Raw genomic sequence first — 25,461 nt, forward strand, 5'->3', positions numbered from 1 at the left:
ATTTGAGTGTTAGTTTCGAGCTAGAATGATTTTTGCTTGTTCGACCATCTTTTTACGGCCGAAAATCAAGTGTCGTTTTTTACCACCAACCTGACGCCACAGTACAGAACAGCGAATGCCTGAAAGCAGCAGTGCTCGTACTTTATGTTGGCATAGGGTTTGTTGCAAAATTGAAGGGGTGCCTGTGACCTGTATTCTAGGTCCCATTGGGCTGACGATATCGAGGTAAATACTGGCGATGTTACTCAACATCTGTTCATCATTGATATCAAAATGATCGAGTTGGCGTTGAATGGTTTCAATGCGTTGACCTAGAGCGGTTAAGTTCTCATTTTTGGCAGACAGTTTATGTTCTAGAGACATAATGCTGATCAGATAGCGGGTCAATTCGCTGCCTGAAGGGGTATTTTCAAAATCACGAACGAGGCACTCAAGACCAATTCGTAATTGCTCTTCAGAGCCAAACACTCCTAGAGTATTGTTCGGGTTGGTTTCAATAATAGCATTAATGGAGGTATTAAAAGCTTGCTGATCACAGCTGCCCTCTGTCGCAACTTTTTGAACCAGAGAGACCGCTTGACATAATCCAGCAAAAGCTAAAGTGCGATCATAAATGCTATTGGCCAAAACAATACTCCTTAAATTCGTTCTTCAATAATACCGCCACCAAGACAGATATTCTCTTTATAGAAAACAGCAGACTGTCCAGGGGTCACGGCAATTTGAGGCTCATCAAAAATAACTTTAATGTTGTCGTCATCAATGGGGATTATGGTACACGGAAGATCGTCCTGACGATAGCGTGTTTTCACTGTACAGATCAGTGGTTCGGTGATTGCTTTTCTATCAACCCAATGCAGTTGAGAGGCAAGTAAACCATTTGATTTTAGTAACGGGTGATCTTTACCCTGAACGGCAATTAACACATTACGCTTCAGATCTTTTTCAGCAACAAACCAAGGGTCTTCATTGCCGCCACCGCCTTTTTGGCCACCAATGTGTAGCCCTTTACGTTGCCCTAGGGTGTGATACATCAAACCTTGGTGTTGGCCAATGACTTGGCCTTCAGGTGTTTCTATATTGCCCGGTTGAGCCGGTAGATATTTGGAGAGGAACTCAGTAAATTTGCGCTCACCAATGAAACAGATACCCGTAGAGTCTTTTTTCTTTGCCGTAATCAGACCTTGCTCTTCAGCAATGCGTCTTACTTCAGGTTTTTCAATTTGGCCAACAGGGAATAGGCTGCGAGCTATTTGCTCATGACTTAGGGTATAGAGGAAGTAGCTTTGATCTTTATTGCTATCCTTACCACGTAACATCTGAGGTAATTCAGAGCGAGAAGTAGGGAAGGTGCGATCGACATAGTGTCCCATCGCAATAAAATCGGCGTCCAAGACTTCATCAGCAAATTCTAGAAATGCTTTGAACTTTATCTCTTTATTACAAAGGATATCAGGGTTAGGTGTACGACCCGCTTTATATTCTTCCAGAAAATACTCAAAAACATTGTCCCAGTATTCTGAAGCAAAGTTGATGGTGTGTAGAGTGATCCCTAATTTGTCACACACGGATTGGGCATCAGCAAGATCTTCAGCGGCAGTGCAGTACTCTTCATTATCATCTTCTTCCCAGTTCTTCATGAATAGGCCTTCCACTTGGTAGCCCTGTTGTTGAAGAAGGTAAGCAGATACGGAAGAATCAACCCCGCCGGACATACCGACGATCACTTTTTTTTGACTGTTGTCTGACATTATAAAAACACCACTTTAATCTCTACACTAGTTCTGGGCGCTGATTCTATCAGAAACAATTTGCAGGGGACAGATCCGAGATTAAAATCACATTAACCTTTGCGAGTGGCTGTTAATGTGTTGACACCTGTTTCCATTTTCCATGCTCTACATCCTCAATACTCCAATCTCCCATTTTATAACGGATCAGACGTAGGGTAGGGAAGCCAATACAAGCCGTCATTCTGCGCACTTGGCGGTTACGACCTTCGATAATGGTGATTGATAGCCAAGTTGTAGGAATATTTGCTCTAAAACGAACAGGTGGAACACGTTCCCATACATCAGGTGGTGACATGATGGAGATATCTGCGGGCAGAGTCATACCGTCTTTTAGCTCAACTCCGATACGCAATTTTTCCAAATCTGATTCGCTAGGTTCACCTTCAACTTGTACCCAATAGGTTTTTGGCGATTTGGATGACGGCTGGGTGAGCCTAGCTTGCAGAACACCGTCGTTGGTGAGAATTAATAATCCTTCACTATCACGATCCAATCTTCCGGCAGGGTAAACATCTTTTACATCGATAAAGTCCGCTAAAGTTTGACGATGTTGATCGTCAGTAAATTGGCTCAGCGTGTCAAAAGGTTTATTAAAAATAAGGACTTTGCGATCTTTCAGCGCAGGCCGAACTTTTTGGCTTTTTTGCTCTTTTTGAACTTTACTTTTTTTCCAGTACGGAGTGCGCTTGAATGTCATGTTAACTGCCTTGCAAAAATGTGAACCGTTTGTGAGTCGCTGTTTAAAACACTGTGGAAATTAGGTATTATGCTCGCTTAAACAGAGATATTTTATCAAACGGTTATGTTCAAATATTTTGATTGTCAATTTATAGTAAATTGAAATGCTTTGAATATATTATACGTTTTTGTTGTAGGTATTGTTTATTTTAAATAGGGAAATTTCATGTCGACTGAACCATCAAAAATTATTTATACGATTACGGATGAAGCGCCTGCGTTAGCAACGCACTCTCTGCTTCCAATTATCCAAGCGTATACCGCCTCTTCTGCCATCAATGTTGAAACCCGAGACATCTCACTTGCGGGTCGTATCATTGCTAATTTCCCAAGCTATTTGACAGAAGAACAGCGTATCGGTGATGCGCTGGCTGAACTGGGCAAACTTGCTGTTGAGACGGAAGCCAATATTATTAAACTGCCAAACGTGAGTGCATCTCTGCCTCAAATGGAAGCGGTAATTAAAGAGCTACAGTCAAAAGGTTACAAGCTGCCAAACTACCCGGCAGATGCAAAAACGGATAAAGAGAAAGCCGTTAAAGCAACTTACGATAAGATTAAAGGAAGTGCTGTAAATCCCGTTTTACGTGAAGGCAACTCTGACCGTCGTGCTCCTGCTGCTGTGAAACAATATGTACGCAGTAATCCGCACTCGATGGGCGTATGGTCTTCAGAATCTAAGTCGCATGTAGCAAGTATGGAAGGTGGCGATTTTTACGAAAGTGAAAAGTCAGTAACCCTTGATAAAGCGACGGATGTCAATATTGAGTTTGTTGCTGCTGATGGCGCAGTGACGGTTCTTAAAGAGAAACTGTCACTTCTTGATAAAGAGATTATTGATGCTTCAGTGTTAAGCAAAGCGTCTTTAGTAGACTTTTTCACTAAAGAAACGGCAAAAGCGAAATCTGAAGATGTGCTTCTATCCCTTCATCTTAAAGCCACAATGATGAAAGTGTCTGACCCAATTATCTTTGGTCACGCAGTAAAAGTTTTTTATAAAGAGGTCTTCTCAAAGCACGCAGCAACTTTTGCTGAATTAGGTGTTGATGCCAACAACGGCATTGGGGATGTATACGCTAAAATTCAGGGGCTTCCTGCAGATAAGAAAGCAGAAATCGAAGCGGATTTAGCAGCGGTATATCTTACTCAGCCTGAACTGGCGATGGTTGATTCAGATAAAGGTATTACTAACCTTCATGTACCAAGTGACGTTATTGTTGATGCTTCTATGCCAGCAGCACTTCGTTCGTCTGGGCAGATGTGGGGACCTGATGGAAAATTGAAAGATACTAAGGCAATGATCCCTGATCGTAGCTATGCGGGTGTTTATCAGGCTGTTATTGATTTCTGTAAGAAAAATGGCGCGTTTGATCCAACAACAATGGGCAGTGTGCCTAACGTTGGTCTAATGGCTCAAAAGGCTGAAGAGTATGGCTCACACGATAAAACGTTCGAGATTGCTTCAAATGGTACTGTTCGTGTAGTAACAACATCGGGTGATGCATTGATCGAGCACTCAGTGGAAGCGGGTGATATTTGGCGTATGTGTCAGGTGAAAGATGCGCCTATTCAAGACTGGGTGAAACTGGCGGTTAACCGTGCTCGTGCTACTCAATCACCAGCAATCTTCTGGTTAGACGAAAATCGTAGCCATGATAGTGCATTGATCAAAAAGGTAAATGCTTATCTACCTACTCACGATACCGCGGGTTTAGACATTCAAATCCTTTCTCCAGTTGAAGCAACGAACTTCTCTTTGGATCGTATTGCTAAAGGCGAAGATACCATTTCGGTAACAGGTAATGTTTTACGTGATTACCTAACGGATCTTTTCCCAATTTTAGAGTTGGGCACCAGTGCAAAAATGCTTTCGATTGTTCCTCTAATGAATGGCGGTGGTCTGTTTGAAACTGGTGCGGGTGGTTCTGCACCTAAGCACGTTCAACAGTTTGAAAAAGAGAACCATCTACGCTGGGATTCATTAGGTGAGTTCCTTGCGCTAGCTGCTTCTTTAGAGCATTTAAGTGGTTTAACGGCTAACAACAAAGCGCAAGTACTTGCAGACGCTCTTGATAAAGCAACGGGTTCGTTATTAGAGAATAACAAATCACCACTTCGTAAAGTGGGTCAGCTGGATAACCGTGGTAGCCATTTCTATATTGCTCTTTACTGGGCTCAAGAACTTGCAGCACAGAGTGAAGACCAACAACTGAAGCAGCAATTTACTCCAATTGCGCAAACACTGGCTGATAATGAGCAGAAAATTGTTGAAGAGTTAAGTGTCGTGCAAGGTCAAGCAGCAGATATTGGTGGGTATTACTTCCCAGAAGTAGGCTTAGCATCAAATGCAATGCGTCCAAGCTCTACTCTGAATAGTATTATCTCTAAGATCTAATATTTTACTTTAGATGATACGAATAAAAAAGAGAGCAACTATTGCTCTCTTTTTTTGTATGTTAACCATGAAGAATACTCTATTTTGCAGCATCGACTTCCAAAGGTTTGATTTCGCTGGCATGAGATCCTTTAGGACCTTCGTGGATTTCATACGTTACAGGTTGTCCAGCTTTTAAAGTACGGTAGCCTTCCATCTGTATAGTTGAATAGTGAGCAAAAATATCTCCGTCTTCACCTTCTGGACAAATAAAGCCGAAACCCTTTGCGTTATTGAACCATTTTACTGTACCAGTTGCCATGCTATACATCCCTCTGCATATTAAATTTTTGTATCTAAATATTTACCCACAGCAATAATTTCCCTAACTCATTGATGTGAGAAATACGTTTGACTTATACACTCTAGTAAAACTGCACACTCAGTCAAGGCTTGAGAGTCATAAATTTTAACAATCACGCAAAGTATCACAAATGCGATTAACAATATTGATAGTAAGCGGTAGATGATAGTTTTAGTAAAATCAAGCTAAAGACGTTTATAACTGTGTTTTTTCAGCCTTGATTACGGATAAATGCCGCTCATTTTTTTATCAGAATTGACAAAACTCATATGAAAAAAATAAATGTGAAAAAATCGACTCGAATTGATAAATATGAAACTAAGCTAAAGAGTATGCAGATGATTTTTTTATATTTATACAGACTGTTCAAAAGAGGCGGAAAAGTGTATAAATAGATTAGGTACTTGTCTTCTAATTAACGATATAAAGTTGTCACGACCATGAGTAAAAGCTACGACTGGGGTTCTTTCGATACTGATTTATTAGAACGAGAGGAAACTGCTGTTAAACCACCGCCGATGTATAAAGTCATTCTTAATAATGACGATTACACCCCGATGGATTTTGTCATTGAAATATTAGATAAATTTTTCTCCATGGACTTAGAAAAAGCGACAGAGTTAATGCTAACAGTACATTATGAAGGTAAAGCAGTTTGCGGAACTTTCACTGCTGAAGTTTCTGAGACTAAGGTAGCTCAAGTCAATGCGTATGCACGAGAGCATGAACATCCACTGTTATGTACAATGGAACAAGCTTAGGTTTGTTCCTCTACGCTCTATTTTTGTGGATTAAGGGGAGAGCCTATGTTGAATAAAGAACTTGAAATAAGTCTAAATGGGGCCTTTGCAAGAGCGAGAGATAAACGTCATGAGTTCATGACTGTTGAACATCTACTTCTCGCGCTTTTAGAGAACAGTGCAGCTAATGAAGCACTGCTTGCATGCAGAGCGGACACTGAGATATTGGCTAAAGAGCTCGATGCCTTTATAGACCAAACCACGCCACTTCTTCCTATAGAAGATGAAAATCGCGAAACCCAACCAACACTAAGCTTTCAACGAGTACTCCAACGAGCTGTTTTCCACGTACAATCCTCTGGGCGAAATGAAGTATCCGGTGCTAATGTACTTGTCGCCATTTTTAGTGAGCAGGAATCTCATGCTGCTTATTTATTGAAAAAAAATGATATTAGCCGCTTAGACATTGTTAACTATATTTCACATGGTTCTACAAAAGAGGAGTCTGACGAGAGCATCTCTGACTCTGATGTTGGCGAAGAGATAAAAGTTGAAGTCTCTTCTGAAGATAAACTCGAAAATTTTGCAACCAATTTAAATCACCTGGCGCGCAATGGTGAAATTGATCCACTTATTGGTCGAGAGCAAGAGGTTGAACGTACGATTCAGGTGTTGTGCCGCCGTCGTAAAAATAATCCTTTATTGGTTGGTGAAGCCGGTGTTGGTAAAACGGCTATTGCGGAAGGACTCGCTTGGAGGATAGTAGAGGAGCAAGTTCCTGACGTAATAAAGAACTGTGTTATCTACTCTTTAGATATCGGTTCATTACTTGCTGGAACAAAGTATCGTGGCGACTTTGAAAAAAGATTTAAAGCGATCCTTAAGCAGCTAGAAAAAGAGGACAACGCGGTTCTCTTTATTGATGAAATTCATACCATCATTGGTGCTGGAGCGGCTTCGGGCGGGCAAGTTGATGCAGCGAATTTAATTAAACCATTGCTTAGTAGTGGCAAGTTACGCTGCATCGGTTCGACTACGTACCAAGAGCACAGCACCATATTTGAAAAAGAGCGTGCGTTGGCTCGCCGATTCCAAAAAATTGATGTGGTTGAGCCATCTATTGATGACACGACTAAGATATTGATTGGTTTAAAAAGTAAATATGAAGCCCACCATCAGATTCGATATACCAATAAAGCCCTGCGTGCTGCGGTAGAACTCTCTGCGAAATACATTAATGAACGTCATTTACCCGATAAAGCTATCGATGTCATTGATGAAGCTGGAGCTCGTTGTCGATTAACGCCAATTAGCCGCCGTAAAAAAACCATTAGCGTGGCAGATATTGAAGCGATGGTTGCAAAAATGGCTCGCATTCCTGAAAAATCAGTCTCCTCATCCGATCGTGATGTGCTGAAAAAGCTGGATGATAAGTTGAAGATGTTGGTGTTTGGTCAAGATCCTGCGATCAGTGTGTTGTGCGAAGCTATAAAGCTAAGCCGTGCAGGTCTTGGTGAAGATAATAAACCCGTAGGCTCTTTCTTATTCGCTGGGCCGACCGGAGTAGGTAAAACCGAAGTGACGGTTCAACTTGCCAAAGCCTTAGGGGTTGAGCTACTGCGTTTTGATATGTCTGAGTATGGTGAAAAACATACCGTCAGCCGCTTAATTGGTGCACCTCCTGGTTATGTCGGGTATGAGCAGGGTGGTCTATTAACGGATGCGGTTATTAAAAATCCACACTCAGTGGTCCTTTTGGATGAGTTAGAAAAAGCGCATCCTGATGTCTTTAATCTGTTATTACAAGTCATGGATAATGGTACATTAACGGACAACAATGGACGAAAAGCGGACTTCAGAAATGTTATTTTTGTTATGACCACCAATGCAGGTGTTGCTGAAACGATCAGAAAATCTATTGGTCTTATTCAGCAGGATCATAGCCACGATGCGATGAATGAAATTAAACAAGCTTTCTCGCCTGAATTTAGAAACCGTCTTGATAATATCATCTGGTTTAATCATCTTGATAAAGAAGTGATTACTCAAGTCGTTGATAAATTCATTGTGGCGCTTCAAGCTCAGTTAGATGCGCGTGGCGTTTCCATGGAAGTGTCAGCTAAAGCAAAAGAGTGGTTGGCGGATAAAGGTTACGATAGGGCAATGGGTGCAAGACCTATGGCTCGAGTCATTCAAGATTGCTTGAAAAAACCAATGGCTAATGAGCTGCTTTTTGGTGAATTAGTTAACGGTGGTACGGTGAAAGTTGGGCTGAAAAAAGGCGAGTTAACCTTTGATTTCAGTAACCAAGTTGAAGCTGTGCATTAAATTGGTATTGATGACCAGATAATAAAAAACCCAGCATAGGCTGGGTTTTTTTTATTCTGAATTAGTTCAGAAGATTAACGAGCACGGAAGACGATACGGCCTTTTGATAGGTCGTAAGGAGTCATCTCCACCGTTACCTTATCACCAGTAAGGATACGGATGTAGTTCTTACGCATCTTACCTGAGATGTGAGCTGTAACTACGTGTCCATTTTCTAGTTCAACACGGAACATAGTGTTTGGTAGAGTATCCAGTACTGTACCTTGTAGTTCAATTACGTCTTCTTTTGCCATGAATCCTCTTTGAAAGCGCTTAGGCTTATATTTTGACTGGCAGATAATGCCTTCAAAATTAACATATGTAAAGTTTGTGCTGCATTTTAACCAAGCCACTCACCATTTACTAGCTTTTGATTGGGTTTATAGCGAACTTTATAGCTCATTGCTGCACATTCATCAATTTGAAAGCCAAGATATAACCACTTGATGTCTAATTGTTGAGCGATTTTGATTTGCAACAGTATGGCCGCGGTACCCATTGATAGTGGATGACTGGTATCGAAAAAGGTATATAACGCACTCATGGCATTATCAACCACATCGGTTATCGCGACAGCAATCAATTTATCATCTTCATAAATGTGTAAATACCTAGGAGCAAGCCATTGATTATCAATAAAGGTTAAAAACTGCGCTTTATTAGCTGGGAACATACTCCCTGATTGATGCCTCGCTGCTATATAGTGTTCGTAAAGCTCAAACCAATGACTGTCTAGCTCCTTTTTTAATACGAAATCGAAGTGCTGAATCTGCTTACTGACCCTTTTTTGGCTTTTAGATGGAGAGAAGTGAAGGCAGTCGACACGTAATGATTGGCACGCACTACACTGTTCGCACTTTGGAGTATAAATTGTCTCTCCACTTCGTCGAAATCCCGAGGCAAGCAAGATTTCATAACCCGCTTTTGAATGCCAAGGAAGATCCATCACCACCGCTAATCGCTCTTGTTGATGAGCAAGATAGTTACATTGATGGGGCTGCGTGAGACCCACTTGTAAGGTTTGAGAGTCATTCATGAGTATTTTTCCTTGATGGGGAAGGGATGACTTGTCTGGAGTAACAGTCAATACTCACCTTTTTATCCTTTAGTGAAGATAGCGTGGCCATAAATGAATCTCTTGTTTGTTCAGTGGCACCAAGCGTACTGAGGTGAGGATTCGTCATTTGGCAATCGATAAGCTCTCCACCCTGATTAGAGAAGTGATGACAAAAATACCATAGGGCAATTTTAGACGCGTTACTCTTGAGTGAGAACATAGATTCGCCACAAAAAAGAGTGCCTATTTGAATACCATATAAGCCTCCAATTAGCTCTTGCTCTTCCCACACTTCGACAGAGTGACAAATACGTTGATTGGCGAGTGTTTGATATGCATCGATCATCTCAGGGGTAATCCAAGTGCCGTCACTGCCTCGTGATGCGGCACATAACTCAATAACTGAATGCGTTGTATGGTTGATTGTGACTATGTAACGTGCTTTTTTTTGAAATTTAATTAAACTTTTAGCAGGAGAGAATGTCTTTGGATCAATGACCGCTCGTGGAGTTGGACTCCACCACATGATAGGGTCATTATCGCTATACCATGGAAATATCCCATGTTGATAAGCACTGAGTAGTCGTTCAGGTTGTAAGTCTCCACCAAAAGCAAGCAGCCCATTAGGTTCCGACATCGCTTGAGAGGGCGAGGGAAACTCAATAGACGATGGTTTAAGCTCTGGCAAATAGTAGGTCATGGCTGGCCTTAATAATAAGGGTTATAAAAGATGAAAAATTGGTTAGTTATATTATTACTTTTCCCTCTGCTTGTCTCAGCAGGTTACGAGCGAAATGTGGCAAAGCCTGTCAATAAGGTCGTTTTTGGCCATGTCGATGCCGTTAGGTATATCTCTCAGCAAGAGGTCACTGAATCAAAAGCAAATGGCTGGCACACCCTTTTAGGTGCGGTTATTGGTGGTTTAGTGGGTAATCAATTTGGCGGAGGACACGGTAAAGAGGTTGCGACAGTCGCTGGGACGGTTATTGGTGCGGGAATCGCGAGAAATCAGCAGCAAGGTAAAGTAAACATACGAGAGTTTAAATTGGTTGAGTTACTGATTAAAACTGACGATGGGCAGTTAATTAATGTAATACAAGATGTGGATTCTTCCATGAGCTTCAAAAAAGCGGACGCCGTGAGAATCCTCTATTTTGATGATGGTGTTAGGGTGGATAAAAACTATTAAATAAGTCGATATCATTGCTGGAATATCGTCACAGTTTTAGGGTACTCTGGAATAACGATAATTAGATATTAGAATGATAGCGACAGATCATTAATGATAGGAAGAGTACAACAATCATGGAAAGCTTGACGTTAAAACCCATCTCAAAAGTTCAAGGTGTAGTGAACCTACCGGGATCAAAAAGTGTATCAAATCGAGCTTTGCTATTAGCGGCACTCGCAAAAGGAACAACTCGCCTTACCAATCTATTAGACAGCGATGATATTCGTCACATGCTAACGGCTCTAAAGCAACTTGGCGTGGATTTTACCCTCTCAGATGATAAAACCATTTGTGAAGTGATTGGTTTAGGTAAAGCGTTTGATTGTTCACATGCACAAACACTATTTTTAGGGAATGCGGGAACAGCGATGCGCCCGTTAGCCGCTGCACTCTGCTTAGGAACCGGTGAGTTCGAACTTACGGGCGAGCCAAGAATGAAAGAGCGTCCAATCGGCCATTTAGTGGATGCGCTTCGAACTGCTGGCGCAGATATCTCCTATTTAGAAAATGATAACTACCCACCTCTAAAAATTAAAGGGACGGGCCTAAATGGCGGAGTTGTAGAGATTGATGGTTCGATTTCTAGTCAATTTTTAACTGCGTTTTTAATGTCAGCACCACTGGCTCAACATGAAACAAAAATCGTGATTAAAGGTGATTTGGTTTCAAAACCCTATATTGATATTACTTTACATATCATGGCTCAGTTCGGTGTGACTGTTACTAACCATAACTATCAAGAGTTTGTCATTCAGCCTAATCAGCAATATACCTCACCAGGTGAACTATTAGTTGAAGGTGATGCCTCTTCTGCGTCTTACTTTCTTGCTGCTGCAGCAATTAAGGGAGGGGAAATAAAAGTGACTGGCATCGGTAAGAAGAGCATTCAAGGCGATGTTCAGTTTGCAGATGCACTTGAAAAAATGGGGGCTGACATTGAGTGGGGGGATGATTACATTATCTCACGCGTGGGTAACCTCACCGCTATTGATATGGACTTTAATCATATTCCAGACGCTGCGATGACCATAGCAACAACAGCACTGTTTGCGACGGGCACGACAGCGATACGTAATGTATACAACTGGCGCGTAAAAGAGACAGACCGTCTTTTTGCTATGGCAACCGAGCTAAGGAAAGTGGGTGCCATCGTTGAAGAGGGTGATGACTTCATTACCATTACTCCGCCTAAACAACTGCAGCATGCTGCGATTGATACTTATGATGACCACCGAATTGCCATGTGCTTTTCTCTGGTGGCGCTCAGTGATACTCCGGTGACCATTAATGATCCTAAGTGCACATCAAAAACCTTCCCTGACTACTTTGATAAGTTAGTGGGATTAAGTCAGTAAATTGCCCTCTATAAATGTACAGCCACTGGTGTAGTGGCTGTTAATAGAGGTTTTTATTGTTATCTAGATAAGTCAGAAATAGGCGAGTATCGAGTTCAAGCTGATGGTAGTTTGGTTCCATATGGCAGCAAAGCTGATAAAATGCTTTGTTATGCTCTTTCTCTTTTAAATGGGCTAATTCATGCACAACGATCATTTTTAGTAACGGCTCTGGTGCTGTCTTAAAAATGGTTCCTACCCGTAATTCATTCTTAGATTTTAGTTTATTACCTTGCACCCTACTGACATAAGTATGCAAACCAAGTGCTTGGTGTACTTTTCCTATCTTGCCATCAAAGGCGACTTTACTGAGTGGTGAGGATTTTTTTAAGTACTGATTCTTTAGGTCCATTACGTAGCTATATAGGGCTTTTTCAGTCGTTATTGAGTGTGGCTGTGGGTATTTATTAAGCAACCAAGCACCTAGCTGATCACGGTCAACAAGTGATTGAGCCTGTTCAAGCACCTTATCTGGGTAGCCTTGTAAGTATGTAAGTGAAGTCATTAAGTCTATCTTTCTCTGAGCAAAGTGGCGTAGGAGATAAATTGTCCTATAATTTAATCAATAAGCTTCGTTGTATTTCAGCTGGTTAAATAATTTTGAAACAATTTATCAGTATCAGAATTCATTTTATTGCGTATAATATGCAGCCGCAAGAACAGAGTGAATTATTCATTGCTCTGTCTTAAGAGCCGAAAACGGTTTGCAATTAAAATGAATTGGAGAGAGTCAATGTCTAGCGATACACCTGTAGTGACTGTTGATGGCCCTAGCGGTGCCGGTAAAGGTACATTATGTATGCTGCTAGCGGAGAGGCTCAATTATCATCTGTTAGATTCTGGTGCGATTTATAGAGTATTGGCGTTGGCTGCTCTTCACCATGGTGTTGATACAGAGTCAGAAGCCGAAGCCGTTCTTGTTGCTTTAGCGGCAAACTTAGATGTGCAGTTTAAAGCGGAAGGTGAGCTGGTAAAGGTTATTCTAGAAGGTGAAGATGTTTCTGCTGACCTTCGTAAAGAAGAAACGGGTAACCTAGCATCAAAAATTGCTGCGTTACCAAGAGTAAGAGAGGCATTATTGCGTAGGCAGAGAGCCTTTAAAGTGGCTCCAGGTTTGATAGCCGATGGACGTGATATGGGAACGGTTGTTTTTCCAAACGCGGAAGTGAAAATATTTCTTGATGCCAGTGCCGAAGAGCGCGCTCAGCGAAGGATGAAGCAGTTGCAAGGGAAAGGCTTAGATGTTAAATTTGACCGCCTTTTATGCGAAATTCAGGAACGTGATGATCGCGACCGTAATAGAACGGTTGCTCCATTACGTCCGGCAGAGGATGCTTTGGTGCTTGATTCAACGTCGATGACGATTGAAGAAGTGACTGATAAAGCCTTCTCTTATATAGAATCAAAGCTTGCCATTACCCCTGCTCTTTAGGGCTTGGGTTAGAATAGGTAAGTAGCGAGTGTTAGTTGCAAGGATGATAACTAACTTTTTTTTCAACCCCATGCGGTAGGATACCCATGGACGTTTATTTATTAGAAGATTAATAATGACTGAATCTTTTGCTCAACTCTTTGCAGAGTCACTGAACGAAATCGAAACACGCCCTGGTGCAATTGTTAAAGGTACTGTAGTAGCTATTGAGAACGGTTTCGTTCTTGTAGACGCTGGCCTTAAATCTGAATCAGCTATTCCTGCCGAGCAGTTCAAGAGCGCTACTGGCGAACTTGAAGTTGAAGTTGGTTCTGAAGTAGATGTTGCTCTAGACGCTATCGAAGATGGTTTCGGTGAAACTCAACTTTCTCGTGAAAAAGCTAAGCGCCATGAAGCGTGGATCCAACTTGAGAAAGCATACGAAGACGCTGAGACGGTTATGGGTGTTATCAACGGTAAGGTTAAGGGCGGCTTCACAGTTGAACTTAACGGAATCCGTGCATTCCTACCGGGTTCTCTAGTAGACGTACGTCCAGTACGTGACACTCTTCACCTTGAAGGTAAAGAACTAGAGTTCAAAGTAATCAAATTAGACCAGAAGCGTAACAACGTTGTTGTTTCTCGTCGTGCTGTTATCGAATCTGAAAACAGTGTTGAACGTGATGAGCTACTTGCTTCTCTACAAGAAGGCATGGAAGTTAAAGGTATCGTTAAGAACCTTACTGACTACGGTGCGTTCGTTGACCTTGGCGGCGTAGACGGTCTTCTTCACATCACAGATATGGCTTGGAAGCGTGTTAAGCACCCATCTGAGATCGTAAATGTTGGTGATGAGATCAATGTTAAAGTTCTTAAGTTCGATCGTGAGCGCACTCGTGTTTCACTAGGTCTTAAGCAACTTGGCGAAGATCCATGGGTTGCTATCGCTAAGCGTTACCCAGAAGGTCACAAACTTTCTGGCCGTGTTACTAACCTTACTGACTACGGTTGCTTCGTTGAAATCGAAGAAGGCGTTGAAGGTCTTGTACACGTATCTGAAATGGACTGGACTAACAAGAACATCCACCCTTCTAAAGTTGTCAATGTTGGCGATGAAGTTGAGGTTATGGTTCTTGATATCGACGAAGAACGTCGTCGTATCTCTCTAGGCCTTAAGCAGTGTAAAGCTAACCCTTGGCAGACCTTCTCTGAAGCTCAAGCTAAAGGCGACCAAGTTACTGGTAAGATCAAATCTATCACTGACTTCGGTATCTTCATCGGTCTTGACGGCGGCATCGACGGTCTAGTTCACCTATCTGACATTTCATGGGATGCTTCTGGCGAAGACGCAGTTCGTGACTTTAAGAAAGGCGACGAGATCTCTGCAGTTGTTCTAGCTGTTGACGCTGAGCGTGAGCGTATTTCTCTAGGTGTTAAACAAATGGAAGAAGACCCATTCAACAACTACCTAGCAGACATTAAGAAAGGCACTCTAGTTACTGGTACTGTTTCTGCTGTTGACGCTAAAGGCGCAACAATTGAACTTGCTGCTAACGTAGAAGGTTACATCCGTTCTTCTGAAATCTCACGTGACCGTGTTGAAGATGCATCTCTAATCGTTAACGTTGGCGATAGCATTGAAGCTAAGTTCACAGGTGTTGACCGTAAGAACCGCGTAATCAACCTTTCTGTTAAAGCGAAAGACGAAGCTGACGAGAAAGAAGCAATGGCTACTCTGAACAAGCAAGACGATAGTGCATTCGGTAGCGCTATGGCTGATGCTTTCAAAGCAGCTAAAAACTAAAAATGTTGGAGAGAGCCTTGCGCTCTCTTCTCTTTCGATAAGCAATAGCAAATAAGACGAGGGAGTTTATGACAAAGTCTGAATTAATTGAAAGGCTATGTAGTCAACAGACCCATCTTTCAGCTAAAGAGCTAGAAGATGCAGTCAAGGAAATCCTTGAGCAAATGGCAACGACTCTAGAAGGCGGTGATCGCATCGAGATTCGTGGTTTTGGCAGTTTCTCTCTGCACTATCGAGAGCCACGTTTAGGTCGTAACCCGAAAACGGGTGACAAAGTAGAGCTGGACGGTAAATACGTTCCTCACTTTAAGCCGGGCAAAGAGTTGCGCGAGCGTGTGAACATAAATAGTTAAGGCCACTGGCTGATATAAACGGCATACTTTTAGTATGCCGTTTTTTTTTGTATGAATGCATGGTTTGAAATCAAAAATTGCTGCATAATCGGTAGATTAGAAATGAAGACTAGAGGATAGCAAGTGAAAATTATTACTGTATTACTTTTAGTAGCCTTCTTCCTTATCGCAGTAGCGTTTGGGGCTCAGAATCAGATCTCAGTACAATTTAACTATTTAATAGCTCAAGGTGAGTTTCAATTATCCACACTATTGTCGATTTTCTTCGGCGTGGGGTTTGGAGTGGGTTGGTTAATTTGTGGTGGTTTGTATTTTAAAGCGAGATTCAGTTTAAGACGTTTGAAAAAACAGATGACAAAGCAGACACGTGAACTCGATAAACTTCGTATTACGCCAGAAAATACGCAAAACCAAAAGGGATAAGAGTTAATGCTTGAGCTGTTGTTTCTCTTATTACCTATTGCCGCCGCATACGGTTGGTATATGGGTAATAGAAATGCTCGTCATCAACGTCAAAAACAGACCAATCACCTGTCACGTCAATATGTGGCGGGTTTGAACATGCTACTTTCTGATCAATCGGATAAAGCCGTAGATCATTTTATCGAACTGTTACAAGTAGACAGTGAGACCATCGATACCCACCTCATTTTAGGTAATCTATTTCGCAGCCGTGGTGAAGTTGACCGCGCTATTCGAATTCATCAAAACCTCATTGCACGATCTAGTCTGACTATCGAGCAGAGAAATATCGCGCTTCAACAACTAGCCAAAGACTATATGGTTGCTGGGTTCTTTGATCGGGCAGAAAAAATCTTTGAGCAGCTCATTGATGAACCCGAACATAAAGATGCTGCATTGGCTCAATTAGTGACGCTTTATCAACAGACTCGAGAATGGGATAAAGCCATTTTTTATGCTACCAAACTGGCAAAAACTGGCAAAAAAACCATCAAAAAAGACATCGCACATTACTGGTGTGAACTTGCATTAATAGAGCTATCAGACAGCAATAATGATAAAGCCAAGCAGAACATTAAACGCGCGTTATCCACCGATCCTGACTGTGTTCGAGCAAGCATTATGCTGGCTAAGCTCTATATCGATCAGAATAAAGATAAAGCCGCAATCAAGCAGCTAGAGCTCATCTTTGATCAAGATATTGATTTCATCAGTGAAGCCTTACCGTTATTGCTAGAGTGTTATGAAAGAGAGAAAGATGAAGCCGGGTTATTAAATTTCCTTAAAGCGTGCATTGATAAAAAATCGGGTGCAACTGCTGAACTGATGATGTCTGATTTAATTTCACGACATGAAAACTTGGAAGTTGCCCAGGGCTTCATGACCAAGCAATTAGTAAAAAACCCGACGATGAAAGGGTTTTATCGATTAATGAATTATCACCTATTAGAGGCTGAAGAGGGCCGAGCGAAAAAAAGCTTAACCATGCTGAGAAGTCTAGTAGGCGAACAGTTAAAAATGAAACCACATTACCAGTGTCGAAAGTGTGGTTTTTCAACCCAAGCCCTCTATTGGCATTGCCCCTCTTGTCGAGGGTGGGGTTCCGTCAAACCGATTAAAGGGTTAGATGGCGAGTAACTCAATCGACACAGTATTAAAAATAATAGAAATTGGAGACCGAATGTTAGACCCTAAAGTTATCGTTGCACTCGATTATAACAACCAATCAGATGCCTTTGATTTTGTCGATAAAATTGACCCGTCTAGTTGTCGATTAAAAGTTGGCAAAGAGATGTTCACTCTATTTGGCCCAGATTTTGTTCGAGAGCTACACAAACGGGGTTTTTCAGTTTTCCTCGATCTTAAATTTCATGATATTCCAAATACTTGCTCAAAAGCTGTCGCTGCAGCTGCAGAGCTAGGGGTATGGATGGTGAATGTGCACGCCAGTGGTGGTGAGCGCATGATGACAGCCTCGCGTGAGATTCTTGAGCCATATGGTAAAGATCGTCCGCTGCTTATTGGTGTTACCGTATTAACCAGCATGGAACAGCAGGATCTAGCTGGAATTGGTATCAATGTGGCTCCACAAGAGCACGTTTTACGTTTAGCGAAATTAACCAAGCAGTGTGGTTTAGACGGGGTTGTCTGTTCTGCACATGAGTCTGCTCTGCTGAAAAGTGAAGTAGGTAGTGAGTTTAAATTGGTAACTCCGGGTATTCGCCCAGCGGGTAGTGCCGTTGGCGATCAAAAGCGAATCATGACGCCCTATGAAGCCGTTACAGCAGGTTCTGACTATTTAGTGATTGGTCGTCCTATTACTCAAGCGGCATCGCCAGCAAACGTATTAGCAGCGATTAATGCCACTTTAGTCTAAATATTGGTTCGTTAACTATAATAATGAATACAAAATGCCGAGCAGTTGCTCGGCATTTTTTATCGTATTTAACCTAGATGTTATAGAACACGCATACCAGGTTGAGCGCCTTCATGAGGCTCTAAGATCCAAATCTCTTTTCCACCTGGGCCTGCTGCTAAAATCATGCCTTCAGACATGCCAAACTTCATTTTACGAGGTTTTAAGTTAGCCACCATCACCGTGTGTTTTCCGATGAGATCTTCTGGTTTATAAGCGGATTTAATCCCAGAGAATACCTGACGGGTTTCGCCACCAATATCAAGTTGGAATTTAAGTAACTTATTCGCTTTAGGTACCTCTTCGCAAGAGATAATTTTAGCAATACGCATATCCACTTTAGCAAAGTCATCAAACTCAATTTCAGCTTCGATAGGTTCCTCTTCCAGTGGACCTTTAGCTGGCTGCGCGGCTTCTTTTGCTGCTTGTTCTGCAGCGGCATCTGCTTTCGATGCCTCAACCATTGCGGCAACTTTCACCGGGTCAATACGAGCAAACAGAGCTTTAAACTTAGTCACTTCATGATCAACCAATGGCTGTTCAATACATTCCCATGTTAACGTCTCGTTGAGGAAGCCCTCGGTACGTTCAGCCAATTGAGGCATAACAGGTTTTAAATAGGCAATAAGAACACGGAACAAGTTGATTCCAACAGAACAGATATCTTGTAGCTCTTGCTCTTTTCCTTCTTCTTTAGCAACAACCCAAGGTGCCTTCTCATCAACATATTGATTTGCCTTGTCAGCCAGTGCCGTTATTTCACGTATAGCACGACTAAACTCGCGTGACTCGTAAGCATCAGCAATACGATCAGCGGCGCCAACAAATTCTGCATAGAGCTCAGGTTCAGAGAAGTTACTGGATAACTTGCCATCAAATCGTTTTGCAATGAAGCCTGCATTACGTGAAGCAAGGTTCACAATCTTATTGACTACATCACTGTTAACACGTTGGGTAAAGTCTTCAAGGTTAAGATCAAGATCATCAATACGACTATTGAGCTTAGCGGCGTAGTAGTAACGCAGACATTCAGGATCCAAGTGCTGAAGATAGGTAGCGGCTTTAACAAACGTCCCTTTAGATTTTGACATCTTAGCGCCATTTACAGTGACATAGCCGTGTACAAACACATTGTTTGGTTTACGGAAACCAGCACCTTCTAGCATTGCAGGCCAAAATAGGCTGTGGAAATAGACAATGTCTTTACCAATGAAGTGGTAAAGCTCTGTTGAACTATCTTTACGCCAGAACTCATCAAAGCTTAGGTCATCACGTTTGTCACATAGGTTTTTGAAAGAGCCCATGTATCCAATTGGGGCATCGAGCCAAACATAGAAGAACTTGCCCGTTTCACCTGGAATTTCAAATCCGAAGTAGGGAGCATCACGAGAGATATCCCACTGTTGCAGACCAGATTCAAACCACTCTTGCATCTTGTTTGAGGTCTCTTTTTGCAGAGCGCCTGATTTGGTCCACTCTTTAAGCATGCCTTCAAACTGAGGCAGGTCAAAGAAGAAGTGCTCAGAATCCTTCATTACAGGCGTAGCACCTGATACCGCTGATTTGGGATTGATTAAATCTGTTGGACTATAGGTTTCACCACAATTATCGCAGTTATCGCCATACTGCTCTTCTGATTTACATTTTGGACACGTGCCCTTGACAAAACGGTCAGGAAGGAACATCTCTTTTTCAGGGTCAAATAACTGAGAGATGGTGCGCGTTTGAATATAACCGTTCGCTTTCAGCGTTAAATAGATATGAGAAGCCAACTCACGGTTTTCATCACTGTGAGTGCTGTGATAATTATCAAAGCTGATATCAAATCCACTAAAATCTGCTTGGTGCTCTTTACTCACGTCAGCAATCATCTGCTCAGGTTCGATACCCATCTGTTGAGCTTTTAGCATGATTGGTGTGCCGTGCGCATCATCAGCACAGATAAAGTGCACTTCATTGCCACGTAAACGTTGGTAACGGACCCAAATATCAGCCTGAACATGTTCAAGCATATGACCTAAGTGAATCGAACCATTTGCGTATGGAAGAGCACAAGTAACCAGCATTTTTCTTGGATCTGTAGCCATATTTCTAATTTCGCTTCTTTGTTGATGGGTGAAAAATATCGTTAAATAGTACCTGATAGAAGCGGTAATGCCTAGCTGCGAAGGCGTTACAATATGATAAGATAATCAAATATTTCCAATATCGAGGTTAATTCATGCAATTTCAATCTGTCAGTGATATTTCATCGTGGTTAAATCACTTTGAGCACCCGTGCTTATGTGACAACTGGGCGGAAACCAAAGGGATAGTATCGGTGAAAGCCAATGCACAAATTGAGATTAAAATTCCCTTTTCGGCCGCTTCAATGATCAGTGAATTAGAAGCATGGATCTCGGAACAGCAGCAGGGGGGAGTTGCGACTCAAGCCACTTTTACTATCAGCTCTCACGTAGCTACCTTAGACATTGCTGACAAAGCGGCGTTAAAAGGGGTTAAAAATATCGTAGCGGTAAGCTCTGCCAAAGGCGGTGTTGGTAAATCAACAACAGCGGTTAATTTAGCACTCGCTTTAAAAGAGCAGGGCGCTAAGGTAGGACTTTTAGATGCCGACGTGTACGGACCCTCTGTTCCACTGATGCTTGGGAAAGTGGATGCAAAGCCTGTCTCTTCAGATGGGAAGTTAATGGACCCAGTTGAAGCTTATGGGCTCTATACTAACTCGATAGGTTATTTGGTTGGGAAAAATGATGCCACTATTTGGCGCGGACCTATGGCGTCAAAAGCGTTAGCTCAAGTGATGAATGAGACATGTTGGCCTGAGTTGGACTACCTTATTATTGATATGCCCCCTGGAACCGGTGACATTCAATTGACGTTGGCTCAACAGATCCCTGTTACGGGCGTGGTGGTGGTAACCACACCGCAAGACCTAGCATTAGCTGATGCGATTAAAGGGGTGAACATGTTCCAGAAAGTCGATGTTCCTGTGTTGGGGATTGTGGAAAATATGAGTTATCACATCTGCTCTAATTGCCAGCATGAAGAAGCCATATTTGGTACTGGCGGTGCAGAGAAAATGGCCAAAGAGTTTGCCATTCCGCTACTTGCTCAGCTCCCATTAGACGTATCCATTCGACAGGATATTGATAAAGGCAAACCCAGTGTGGCAGAGGACCCGAAAAGCGATATCAGTTTGCGCTATCAAGCATTAGCCGCGCAGGTATCAAGTCGACTGTTTTGGCAAGGTAAGGTGGTTGCCGAACAAATAATGTTCAAACAGCTGTAAATTATAATTTTTGTAGAGTTTTACTGGCTTAGAAGGGGAATTTACTGGAATCAAACCGGTGAAATCCCTATAATCAGCAGGTTTACTCTCTTTATAGCTTTGGTGGAATCTAGATGTCTGAAAATACTCATAAATGCGTTATTGTTGCTATTGCTGGTGCTTCGGCATCAGGTAAAAGTTTGATCGCTTCTACTATTTATAAAGAATTAAAAGCAAAAGTCGGCGATCAACAAATCGGGGTGATTACTGAAGATTGTTACTATAAAGATCAAACGCATCTCACCATGGAAGAGAGAGTAAAGACTAACTACGATCACCCGAGCGCACTCGACCATGATTTGTTATGCCAACATTTAGAGCAACTAATAGCAGGTAATGCTGTCGAAGTACCTACGTACAGTTACACTGAACATACACGTAATGCTGATGTTGAAGTCATGACTGCGAAAAAAGTGATTATTCTAGAAGGTATTTTGCTTCTGACTGATCCTCGTTTACGTAAGCTGATTCATGCGAGTGTCTTTATGGATACTCCTTTAGATATCTGTTTACTACGCCGAGTTAAGCGTGATGTACAAGAGCGCGGTCGCTCTATGGAGTCGGTATTAAAACAGTACCAGGCAACGGTTCGTCCAATGTTTATGCAGTTTATTGAACCCTCTAAACAGCATGCAGATATTATCGTCCCTCGAGGCGGTAAAAATAGAATTGCTATTGATGTTTTAAAGGCCCATATCGCTAGGCTGTTAAAACAGTAATTTCTCCAAAGGCTAGCGAATATGCTAGCCTTTTTTATATCAGACTTTTTTGAGATTTTGTCAGTTAAGGACCAACATTGATGAAGAAACTTGCCGTTATCCTATTCGCCATAATCACTATTGTCGCCGTCGCATTAATTGCACTTGTGACATTAGTCAATCCGAATCAATTTAAGCCTTTGATTGTCGAACAAGTGAAAAAGAGTAGCTCTCGAGATTTAATCATTGAAGGTGACATAGAGTGGCGACTATTCCCAAGTATAGGTTTTACGATTGGTAAGATTGAGCTCAATAACCCCACCGGATTTACTCATAAGAATTTAGTGCAGTTTGATAATGCAGAGCTTGATATCAGTGTAATGCCACTATTTAGTCAGACCCTAGAGATTGGTAACATTACGTTGGATGGGGCAAGTTTATTTATTGAAACCTTAAAAGATGGACGCTCAAATCTTGATGGGCTGAGTGGAGATCCTGCGTCAGAAAGTCAGATGGAGACGGCTGCTGAGCCAACCCCGACAGCACCTGAAATTGAATCAAACGTTACCACAGAGCAAGAGTCAGATAAAAAAAGCTGGAAGATAGTCGTTGCGGGTATCGATATTATTAATGCCAGTGCCACGATTGATGATCGCCAACTAGATTCATTTACCCAATTGTCAGAACTAAACCTCCACCTAGATGCTTTTGTACCAGGAGAATGGAGTCGGTTACAGTTTGATGTAAAAGGTAAAAAGGATAAGCAACAGTTTACTACTTCTGTGGATACTTCACTCTTTCTTGAAACAACTTTAGACAGTGGAAAAGTGAAAGATCTATCGCTCAATGGAACGTTTAATGATCAAGTAAATCAGATAAAGATGTTTGATTTGACACTGGATCATTTTGCACTTGGAGAGTGGTCAAACATTGGTTTTTCAGTAAAAGGTGAAGCTCCAGACATGGCTTTTACCGCTGATGGTTCTACTGCCTTAAATGTGTCACCAGATTATAATGTGATTAAAACAAAGGCACTGGACATTAAAGCGAATTTAATTGGGGCAGCACTGCCTAAAGGGAAGATGGCCATCGGAATGAATGCTGATACTGTGTTTACCGCAGATAAGCAGTTTATTGATGTCTCTAACGTAATGCTTAAATTTGATCAGTTGGTGTTTGATGGGGCATTAACGACGAAACTTTCTGACATTCCTCAAGTACGCGTCGTGTTACACAGTCCTAATGTTGATCTTGACCAACTGCTTGGTGACACGAAAAAACAAGCACCGGAATCAGGTAAGTCAACGGAGTCTACTGAGCCATCATCGAAAAAAGAGCCTGCTAAAGAGACAATTGCGGAACAAGAACCCGATTTATCCGTTTTAAAAACGTTGGATATCGCCGGTAAAATCAGCATCGATACATTTAAGGCCAACAACCTTAAAATGAGCGATCTCTTTACTGACTTTTCTGTCATCAAAGGGCTGGCGGAGCTTAAACGATTCCGTTCGAATCTTTACAATGGCTCCATTGATGCTAAAGCGACACTCAATGCTAAAGGCAAACTGGCCAGTTATACCGTCGACAGTAAAATTAAGGGGGTGAAAATATCTCCTCTGCTCGATGACTTAATGGGGGACAGCGTTGTAGAAGGAACAGCCAACACCACTGCTTATCTAGTAGGTAAAGGTTTAGCCCCAACAACATTGAAGAAAAACATCAAAGGTACTGTTGATATTGTGTTTGCTGATGGTGCAGTTAAAGGGCTAAATGTCGCGCAAATATTACGGGTTAATTACGCCAAAATAACGGGTAAAGGGTCATCTGAAAAAACCGAACCTAAACAGACTGATTTCAGCTCGTTAACGGCCACAATAAAATTGGCTAACGGTATTGCCTCTACCAATAATCTAGCGATGCAATCTCCGATGTTAAGAATTAAAGGAGCGGGCGATGCGAATTATATTGAAGAGACCGCGAATGTATTGATTCAGACCTCTGTCGTCGGGAGTTTGAAAGGCCAAGGTGGTAAAGATATTAACGATCTGAAAGATTTAACGATACCTGTCAGAGTCTTTGGGCCATGGGCTTCCCCTGAATATAAAGTTGAGCTATCTGATGTTCTTGAACAGCAGTCAGTTGAAAAGGCGAAGAAGATAGCGGAAGAGAAAACCAAAAAAGAGCTTCAACGCGGCCTAGATAAGATTCTAGGAGATAAAGCAGATGATGATAAAGTGAATGAAGCGGCAAATAAGTTACTTAATAAACTTTTTCATTAAACCGTCGACTAATCAGTGTAGAGCCTAGTCCGTACTAGGCTTTTTTATGGTAAAAGGAAAACTATGGATTCGGTAACACAATTGTTATTAGGCGCGGCTGTTGCTGGCGCTGTAGCAGGAAAAAGAACAACGCCTAAAGTATTAGCAGCGGGAGCGATATTAGGCACCGTGCCTGATTTAGATGTCTTTATCAGTTATGGCGACCCACTACAGGATATGATTCAGCATCGTGGCTTTAGTCACTCACTGTTTGTGCTCTTCCCTTTCTCACTACTGCTGGCGTTTGCATGGCAACAGTGGAAAAAGAGTGATTGGTCATTTTTACAGTTATGGGCTGTGATTGCTGCTGCGCTGATGACTCATCCGTTACTCGACTCATTTACCAGTTATGGTACTCAGCTCTTTTGGCCTCTTGATGTTGCTAGTGTCGCTATCAGTTCAATATTTATCATTGATCCTCTTTATACCCTTCCGCTATTGATACTGGTAATTGCTAGCTTGATGTGGAGAGATAAAGCGGCTTACTTATGCCGAGTAAGCCTCGTCATTTCATCCGCTTATTTGATGTGGACGGTGGCTGCACAACAGATTGTAACCGATCGAGTGTTGGCTGAAATTCAAGGAACTTCAAGAGAGGGAGCCGCGATTTTGGTTACTCCCACACCGCTTAATTCTGTTTTATGGCGTACGGTCGTTATTACAGAGAGTAGCTATTGGGAGGGGTTAACCTCTCTATTAGATAGCAGTAGTGAAATAGAGATGATTGAACATCCTAAAGGGCGTTGGGACCAAGGGATCAATGATTCGGACTATAAACAGCTAGAAGCATTTACTCGTGGTTTTGTCAGTATCTCTCGGCAGCAGGATCAATTAAAGGTGACTGATTTGCGATTGGGTATGGCTGGTTATCACCCTTTTTCGTTCTATTTAGCCCAACAAGTTGAAAGCCGATGGCAGTCAATAACACCGATTAAAGTTGATACGGCTGCGATTAGAATCAAAGATGTACCTGCCGCTTGGTTAAGGCTTTTGGGTAATAAAGAGTTCGACGCTAACTTATGTCATAAAAGTGAGTGTGGTTGATTTCAGTTGAGGTGTTGATTTTAAACATGAGATGCGACTCAACGCTGAGTCGCTCTATTGTCGACGT

At 42.0% G+C, this 25,461-nt stretch carries 24 protein-coding genes; 15 read left to right on the forward strand and 9 right to left on the reverse strand.

The window, feature by feature from the left end; translation table 11 throughout:
* Nucleotides 1-9: 9 nt before the first annotated feature.
* From hflD to L4C32_RS08545, 3 genes are all read right to left on the reverse strand, one after another.
* Nucleotides 10-627 carry a high frequency lysogenization protein HflD gene (hflD, locus tag L4C32_RS08535; protein ID WP_428196450.1) on the reverse strand — a complete coding sequence of 206 codons (618 nt, stop codon included), beginning with the start codon at nucleotides 625-627 and terminating at the stop codon, nucleotides 10-12.
* Nucleotides 628-638: 11 nt separating this feature from the next.
* Nucleotides 639-1,751 carry a tRNA 2-thiouridine(34) synthase MnmA gene (gene mnmA / locus L4C32_RS08540; protein ID WP_428196451.1) on the reverse strand — a complete coding sequence of 371 codons (1,113 nt, stop codon included), beginning with the start codon at nucleotides 1,749-1,751 and terminating at the stop codon, nucleotides 639-641.
* Nucleotides 1,752-1,863: 112 nt separating this feature from the next.
* Nucleotides 1,864-2,490, reverse strand: coding sequence for a pseudouridine synthase (locus L4C32_RS08545; RefSeq protein WP_428196452.1), 627 nt, complete (start codon nucleotides 2,488-2,490; stop codon nucleotides 1,864-1,866).
* Between the two features lie 207 nt (nucleotides 2,491-2,697).
* Here L4C32_RS08545 and L4C32_RS08550 point away from each other — a divergent pair, with 207 nt between their 5' ends.
* Nucleotides 2,698-4,926: an NADP-dependent isocitrate dehydrogenase gene (locus L4C32_RS08550; RefSeq protein ID WP_428196453.1), complete on the forward strand. Its 2,229-nt coding sequence runs from the start codon at nucleotides 2,698-2,700 to the stop codon at nucleotides 4,924-4,926.
* 79 nt (nucleotides 4,927-5,005) lie between these two features.
* Here the strand turns inward: L4C32_RS08550 and cspD are convergent, their stop codons facing one another.
* A complete protein-coding gene (gene cspD / locus L4C32_RS08555) occupies nucleotides 5,006-5,227 on the reverse strand; it encodes a cold shock domain-containing protein CspD (protein ID WP_428196454.1) in 222 nt (73 codons plus the stop codon).
* A gap of 482 nt (nucleotides 5,228-5,709) precedes the next feature.
* Between cspD and clpS the strand changes: the two genes are divergently transcribed.
* Together clpS and clpA are read left to right on the forward strand one after the other, a co-directional pair.
* Nucleotides 5,710-6,030, forward strand: coding sequence for an ATP-dependent Clp protease adapter ClpS (gene clpS / locus L4C32_RS08560; protein ID WP_428196455.1), 321 nt, complete (start codon nucleotides 5,710-5,712; stop codon nucleotides 6,028-6,030).
* Between the two features lie 45 nt (nucleotides 6,031-6,075).
* A complete protein-coding gene (clpA, locus tag L4C32_RS08565; protein ID WP_428196456.1) occupies nucleotides 6,076-8,337 on the forward strand; it encodes an ATP-dependent Clp protease ATP-binding subunit ClpA in 2,262 nt (753 codons plus the stop codon).
* Nucleotides 8,338-8,411: 74 nt separating this feature from the next.
* Here the strand turns inward: clpA and infA are convergent, their stop codons facing one another.
* From infA to aat, 3 genes are all read right to left on the reverse strand, one after another.
* A complete protein-coding gene (gene infA / locus L4C32_RS08570) occupies nucleotides 8,412-8,630 on the reverse strand; it encodes a translation initiation factor IF-1 (RefSeq protein WP_005600159.1) in 219 nt (72 codons plus the stop codon).
* Nucleotides 8,631-8,716: 86 nt separating this feature from the next.
* Nucleotides 8,717-9,412: an arginyltransferase gene (locus tag L4C32_RS08575; RefSeq protein WP_428196457.1), complete on the reverse strand. Its 696-nt coding sequence runs from the start codon at nucleotides 9,410-9,412 to the stop codon at nucleotides 8,717-8,719.
* Nucleotides 9,405-10,133 (reverse strand): leucyl/phenylalanyl-tRNA--protein transferase, encoded by a 729-nt coding sequence (gene aat, locus L4C32_RS08580; protein WP_428196458.1) that lies wholly within the window; start codon nucleotides 10,131-10,133, stop codon nucleotides 9,405-9,407. Before aat ends, L4C32_RS08575 begins: the two co-directional genes overlap by 8 nt.
* A gap of 30 nt (nucleotides 10,134-10,163) precedes the next feature.
* Here aat and L4C32_RS08585 point away from each other — a divergent pair, with 30 nt between their 5' ends.
* Both L4C32_RS08585 and aroA read left to right on the forward strand, forming a co-directional pair.
* Nucleotides 10,164-10,622: an outer membrane lipoprotein gene (locus tag L4C32_RS08585; protein ID WP_428196459.1), complete on the forward strand. Its 459-nt coding sequence runs from the start codon at nucleotides 10,164-10,166 to the stop codon at nucleotides 10,620-10,622.
* A 116-nt stretch (nucleotides 10,623-10,738) separates the two neighbouring features.
* Nucleotides 10,739-12,019, forward strand: a complete 1,281-nt coding sequence (gene aroA / locus L4C32_RS08590) for a 3-phosphoshikimate 1-carboxyvinyltransferase (protein ID WP_428196460.1) — start codon at nucleotides 10,739-10,741, stop codon at nucleotides 12,017-12,019.
* Between the two features lie 40 nt (nucleotides 12,020-12,059).
* Here aroA and L4C32_RS08595 read toward each other — a convergent pair whose 3' ends face one another.
* A complete protein-coding gene (locus L4C32_RS08595; protein ID WP_428196461.1) occupies nucleotides 12,060-12,563 on the reverse strand; it encodes a M48 metallopeptidase family protein in 504 nt (167 codons plus the stop codon).
* Nucleotides 12,564-12,791: 228 nt separating this feature from the next.
* Here L4C32_RS08595 and cmk point away from each other — a divergent pair, with 228 nt between their 5' ends.
* From cmk to pyrF, 6 genes are all read left to right on the forward strand, one after another.
* A complete protein-coding gene (cmk, locus tag L4C32_RS08600) occupies nucleotides 12,792-13,490 on the forward strand; it encodes a (d)CMP kinase (RefSeq protein WP_428196462.1) in 699 nt (232 codons plus the stop codon).
* A 115-nt stretch (nucleotides 13,491-13,605) separates the two neighbouring features.
* Nucleotides 13,606-15,273 carry a 30S ribosomal protein S1 gene (rpsA, locus tag L4C32_RS08605; protein ID WP_428196463.1) on the forward strand — a complete coding sequence of 556 codons (1,668 nt, stop codon included), beginning with the start codon at nucleotides 13,606-13,608 and terminating at the stop codon, nucleotides 15,271-15,273.
* Between the two features lie 68 nt (nucleotides 15,274-15,341).
* Nucleotides 15,342-15,626 carry an integration host factor subunit beta gene (gene ihfB / locus L4C32_RS08610; RefSeq protein WP_428196464.1) on the forward strand — a complete coding sequence of 95 codons (285 nt, stop codon included), beginning with the start codon at nucleotides 15,342-15,344 and terminating at the stop codon, nucleotides 15,624-15,626.
* A 123-nt stretch (nucleotides 15,627-15,749) separates the two neighbouring features.
* Nucleotides 15,750-16,049 carry a LapA family protein gene (locus L4C32_RS08615; protein ID WP_428196465.1) on the forward strand — a complete coding sequence of 100 codons (300 nt, stop codon included), beginning with the start codon at nucleotides 15,750-15,752 and terminating at the stop codon, nucleotides 16,047-16,049.
* Between the two features lie 6 nt (nucleotides 16,050-16,055).
* Entirely contained in the window at nucleotides 16,056-17,225 is a 1,170-nt protein-coding gene (gene lapB, locus L4C32_RS08620; protein ID WP_428196466.1) for a lipopolysaccharide assembly protein LapB, read from the forward strand.
* Nucleotides 17,226-17,268: 43 nt separating this feature from the next.
* The gene (pyrF, locus tag L4C32_RS08625) at nucleotides 17,269-17,964 is read left to right on the forward strand and encodes an orotidine-5'-phosphate decarboxylase (RefSeq protein ID WP_428196467.1); all 696 of its coding nucleotides are present in this window, start codon (nucleotides 17,269-17,271) and stop codon (nucleotides 17,962-17,964) included.
* Nucleotides 17,965-18,044: 80 nt separating this feature from the next.
* Here the strand turns inward: pyrF and metG are convergent, their stop codons facing one another.
* Nucleotides 18,045-20,090 (reverse strand): methionine--tRNA ligase, encoded by a 2,046-nt coding sequence (gene metG, locus L4C32_RS08630; protein ID WP_428196468.1) that lies wholly within the window; start codon nucleotides 20,088-20,090, stop codon nucleotides 18,045-18,047.
* Nucleotides 20,091-20,224: 134 nt separating this feature from the next.
* Here metG and apbC point away from each other — a divergent pair, with 134 nt between their 5' ends.
* The 4 genes from apbC to L4C32_RS08650 all read left to right on the forward strand — a co-directional run bounded on the left by apbC (nucleotide 20,225) and on the right by L4C32_RS08650 (nucleotide 25,394).
* The gene (gene apbC / locus L4C32_RS08635) at nucleotides 20,225-21,295 is read left to right on the forward strand and encodes an iron-sulfur cluster carrier protein ApbC (RefSeq protein ID WP_428196469.1); all 1,071 of its coding nucleotides are present in this window, start codon (nucleotides 20,225-20,227) and stop codon (nucleotides 21,293-21,295) included.
* Between the two features lie 113 nt (nucleotides 21,296-21,408).
* Nucleotides 21,409-22,053, forward strand: a complete 645-nt coding sequence (gene udk / locus L4C32_RS08640; RefSeq protein ID WP_428196470.1) for a uridine kinase — start codon at nucleotides 21,409-21,411, stop codon at nucleotides 22,051-22,053.
* Between the two features lie 80 nt (nucleotides 22,054-22,133).
* Entirely contained in the window at nucleotides 22,134-24,311 is a 2,178-nt protein-coding gene (locus L4C32_RS08645; RefSeq protein WP_428196471.1) for an AsmA family protein, read from the forward strand.
* Nucleotides 24,312-24,374: 63 nt separating this feature from the next.
* Nucleotides 24,375-25,394: a metal-dependent hydrolase gene (locus tag L4C32_RS08650; protein ID WP_428196472.1), complete on the forward strand. Its 1,020-nt coding sequence runs from the start codon at nucleotides 24,375-24,377 to the stop codon at nucleotides 25,392-25,394.
* Nucleotides 25,395-25,461: the final 67 nt, after the last annotated feature.

The organism is Aliivibrio kagoshimensis (assembly GCF_050337105.1).
GTDB classification, from domain to species: domain Bacteria; phylum Pseudomonadota; class Gammaproteobacteria; order Enterobacterales; family Vibrionaceae; genus Aliivibrio_A; species Aliivibrio_A kagoshimensis.

What these genes read in the sequence shown, in the direction of transcription:
- mnmA (WP_428196451.1), bottom strand. Translation starts at nt 1,751, where the DNA reads ATGTCAGACAACAGTCAAAAAAAAGTGATCGTCGGTATGTCCGGCGGG.
- L4C32_RS08545 (WP_428196452.1), bottom strand. Translation starts at nt 2,490, where the DNA reads ATGACATTCAAGCGCACTCCGTACTGGAAAAAAAGTAAAGTTCAAAAA.
- L4C32_RS08550 (WP_428196453.1), top strand. Translation starts at nt 2,698, where the DNA reads ATGTCGACTGAACCATCAAAAATTATTTATACGATTACGGATGAAGCG.
- cspD (WP_428196454.1), bottom strand. Translation starts at nt 5,227, where the DNA reads ATGGCAACTGGTACAGTAAAATGGTTCAATAACGCAAAGGGTTTCGGC.
- clpS (WP_428196455.1), top strand. Translation starts at nt 5,710, where the DNA reads ATGAGTAAAAGCTACGACTGGGGTTCTTTCGATACTGATTTATTAGAA.
- clpA (WP_428196456.1), top strand. Translation starts at nt 6,076, where the DNA reads ATGTTGAATAAAGAACTTGAAATAAGTCTAAATGGGGCCTTTGCAAGA.
- infA (WP_005600159.1), bottom strand. Translation starts at nt 8,630, where the DNA reads ATGGCAAAAGAAGACGTAATTGAACTACAAGGTACAGTACTGGATACT.
- L4C32_RS08575 (WP_428196457.1), bottom strand. Translation starts at nt 9,412, where the DNA reads ATGAATGACTCTCAAACCTTACAAGTGGGTCTCACGCAGCCCCATCAA.
- aat (WP_428196458.1), bottom strand. Translation starts at nt 10,133, where the DNA reads ATGACCTACTATTTGCCAGAGCTTAAACCATCGTCTATTGAGTTTCCC.
- L4C32_RS08585 (WP_428196459.1), top strand. Translation starts at nt 10,164, where the DNA reads ATGAAAAATTGGTTAGTTATATTATTACTTTTCCCTCTGCTTGTCTCA.
- aroA (WP_428196460.1), top strand. Translation starts at nt 10,739, where the DNA reads ATGGAAAGCTTGACGTTAAAACCCATCTCAAAAGTTCAAGGTGTAGTG.
- L4C32_RS08595 (WP_428196461.1), bottom strand. Translation starts at nt 12,563, where the DNA reads ATGACTTCACTTACATACTTACAAGGCTACCCAGATAAGGTGCTTGAA.
- cmk (WP_428196462.1), top strand. Translation starts at nt 12,792, where the DNA reads ATGTCTAGCGATACACCTGTAGTGACTGTTGATGGCCCTAGCGGTGCC.
- rpsA (WP_428196463.1), top strand. Translation starts at nt 13,606, where the DNA reads ATGACTGAATCTTTTGCTCAACTCTTTGCAGAGTCACTGAACGAAATC.
- ihfB (WP_428196464.1), top strand. Translation starts at nt 15,342, where the DNA reads ATGACAAAGTCTGAATTAATTGAAAGGCTATGTAGTCAACAGACCCAT.
- lapB (WP_428196466.1), top strand. Translation starts at nt 16,056, where the DNA reads ATGCTTGAGCTGTTGTTTCTCTTATTACCTATTGCCGCCGCATACGGT.
- pyrF (WP_428196467.1), top strand. Translation starts at nt 17,269, where the DNA reads ATGTTAGACCCTAAAGTTATCGTTGCACTCGATTATAACAACCAATCA.
- metG (WP_428196468.1), bottom strand. Translation starts at nt 20,090, where the DNA reads ATGGCTACAGATCCAAGAAAAATGCTGGTTACTTGTGCTCTTCCATAC.
- apbC (WP_428196469.1), top strand. Translation starts at nt 20,225, where the DNA reads ATGCAATTTCAATCTGTCAGTGATATTTCATCGTGGTTAAATCACTTT.
- udk (WP_428196470.1), top strand. Translation starts at nt 21,409, where the DNA reads ATGTCTGAAAATACTCATAAATGCGTTATTGTTGCTATTGCTGGTGCT.
- L4C32_RS08645 (WP_428196471.1), top strand. Translation starts at nt 22,134, where the DNA reads ATGAAGAAACTTGCCGTTATCCTATTCGCCATAATCACTATTGTCGCC.
- L4C32_RS08650 (WP_428196472.1), top strand. Translation starts at nt 24,375, where the DNA reads ATGGATTCGGTAACACAATTGTTATTAGGCGCGGCTGTTGCTGGCGCT.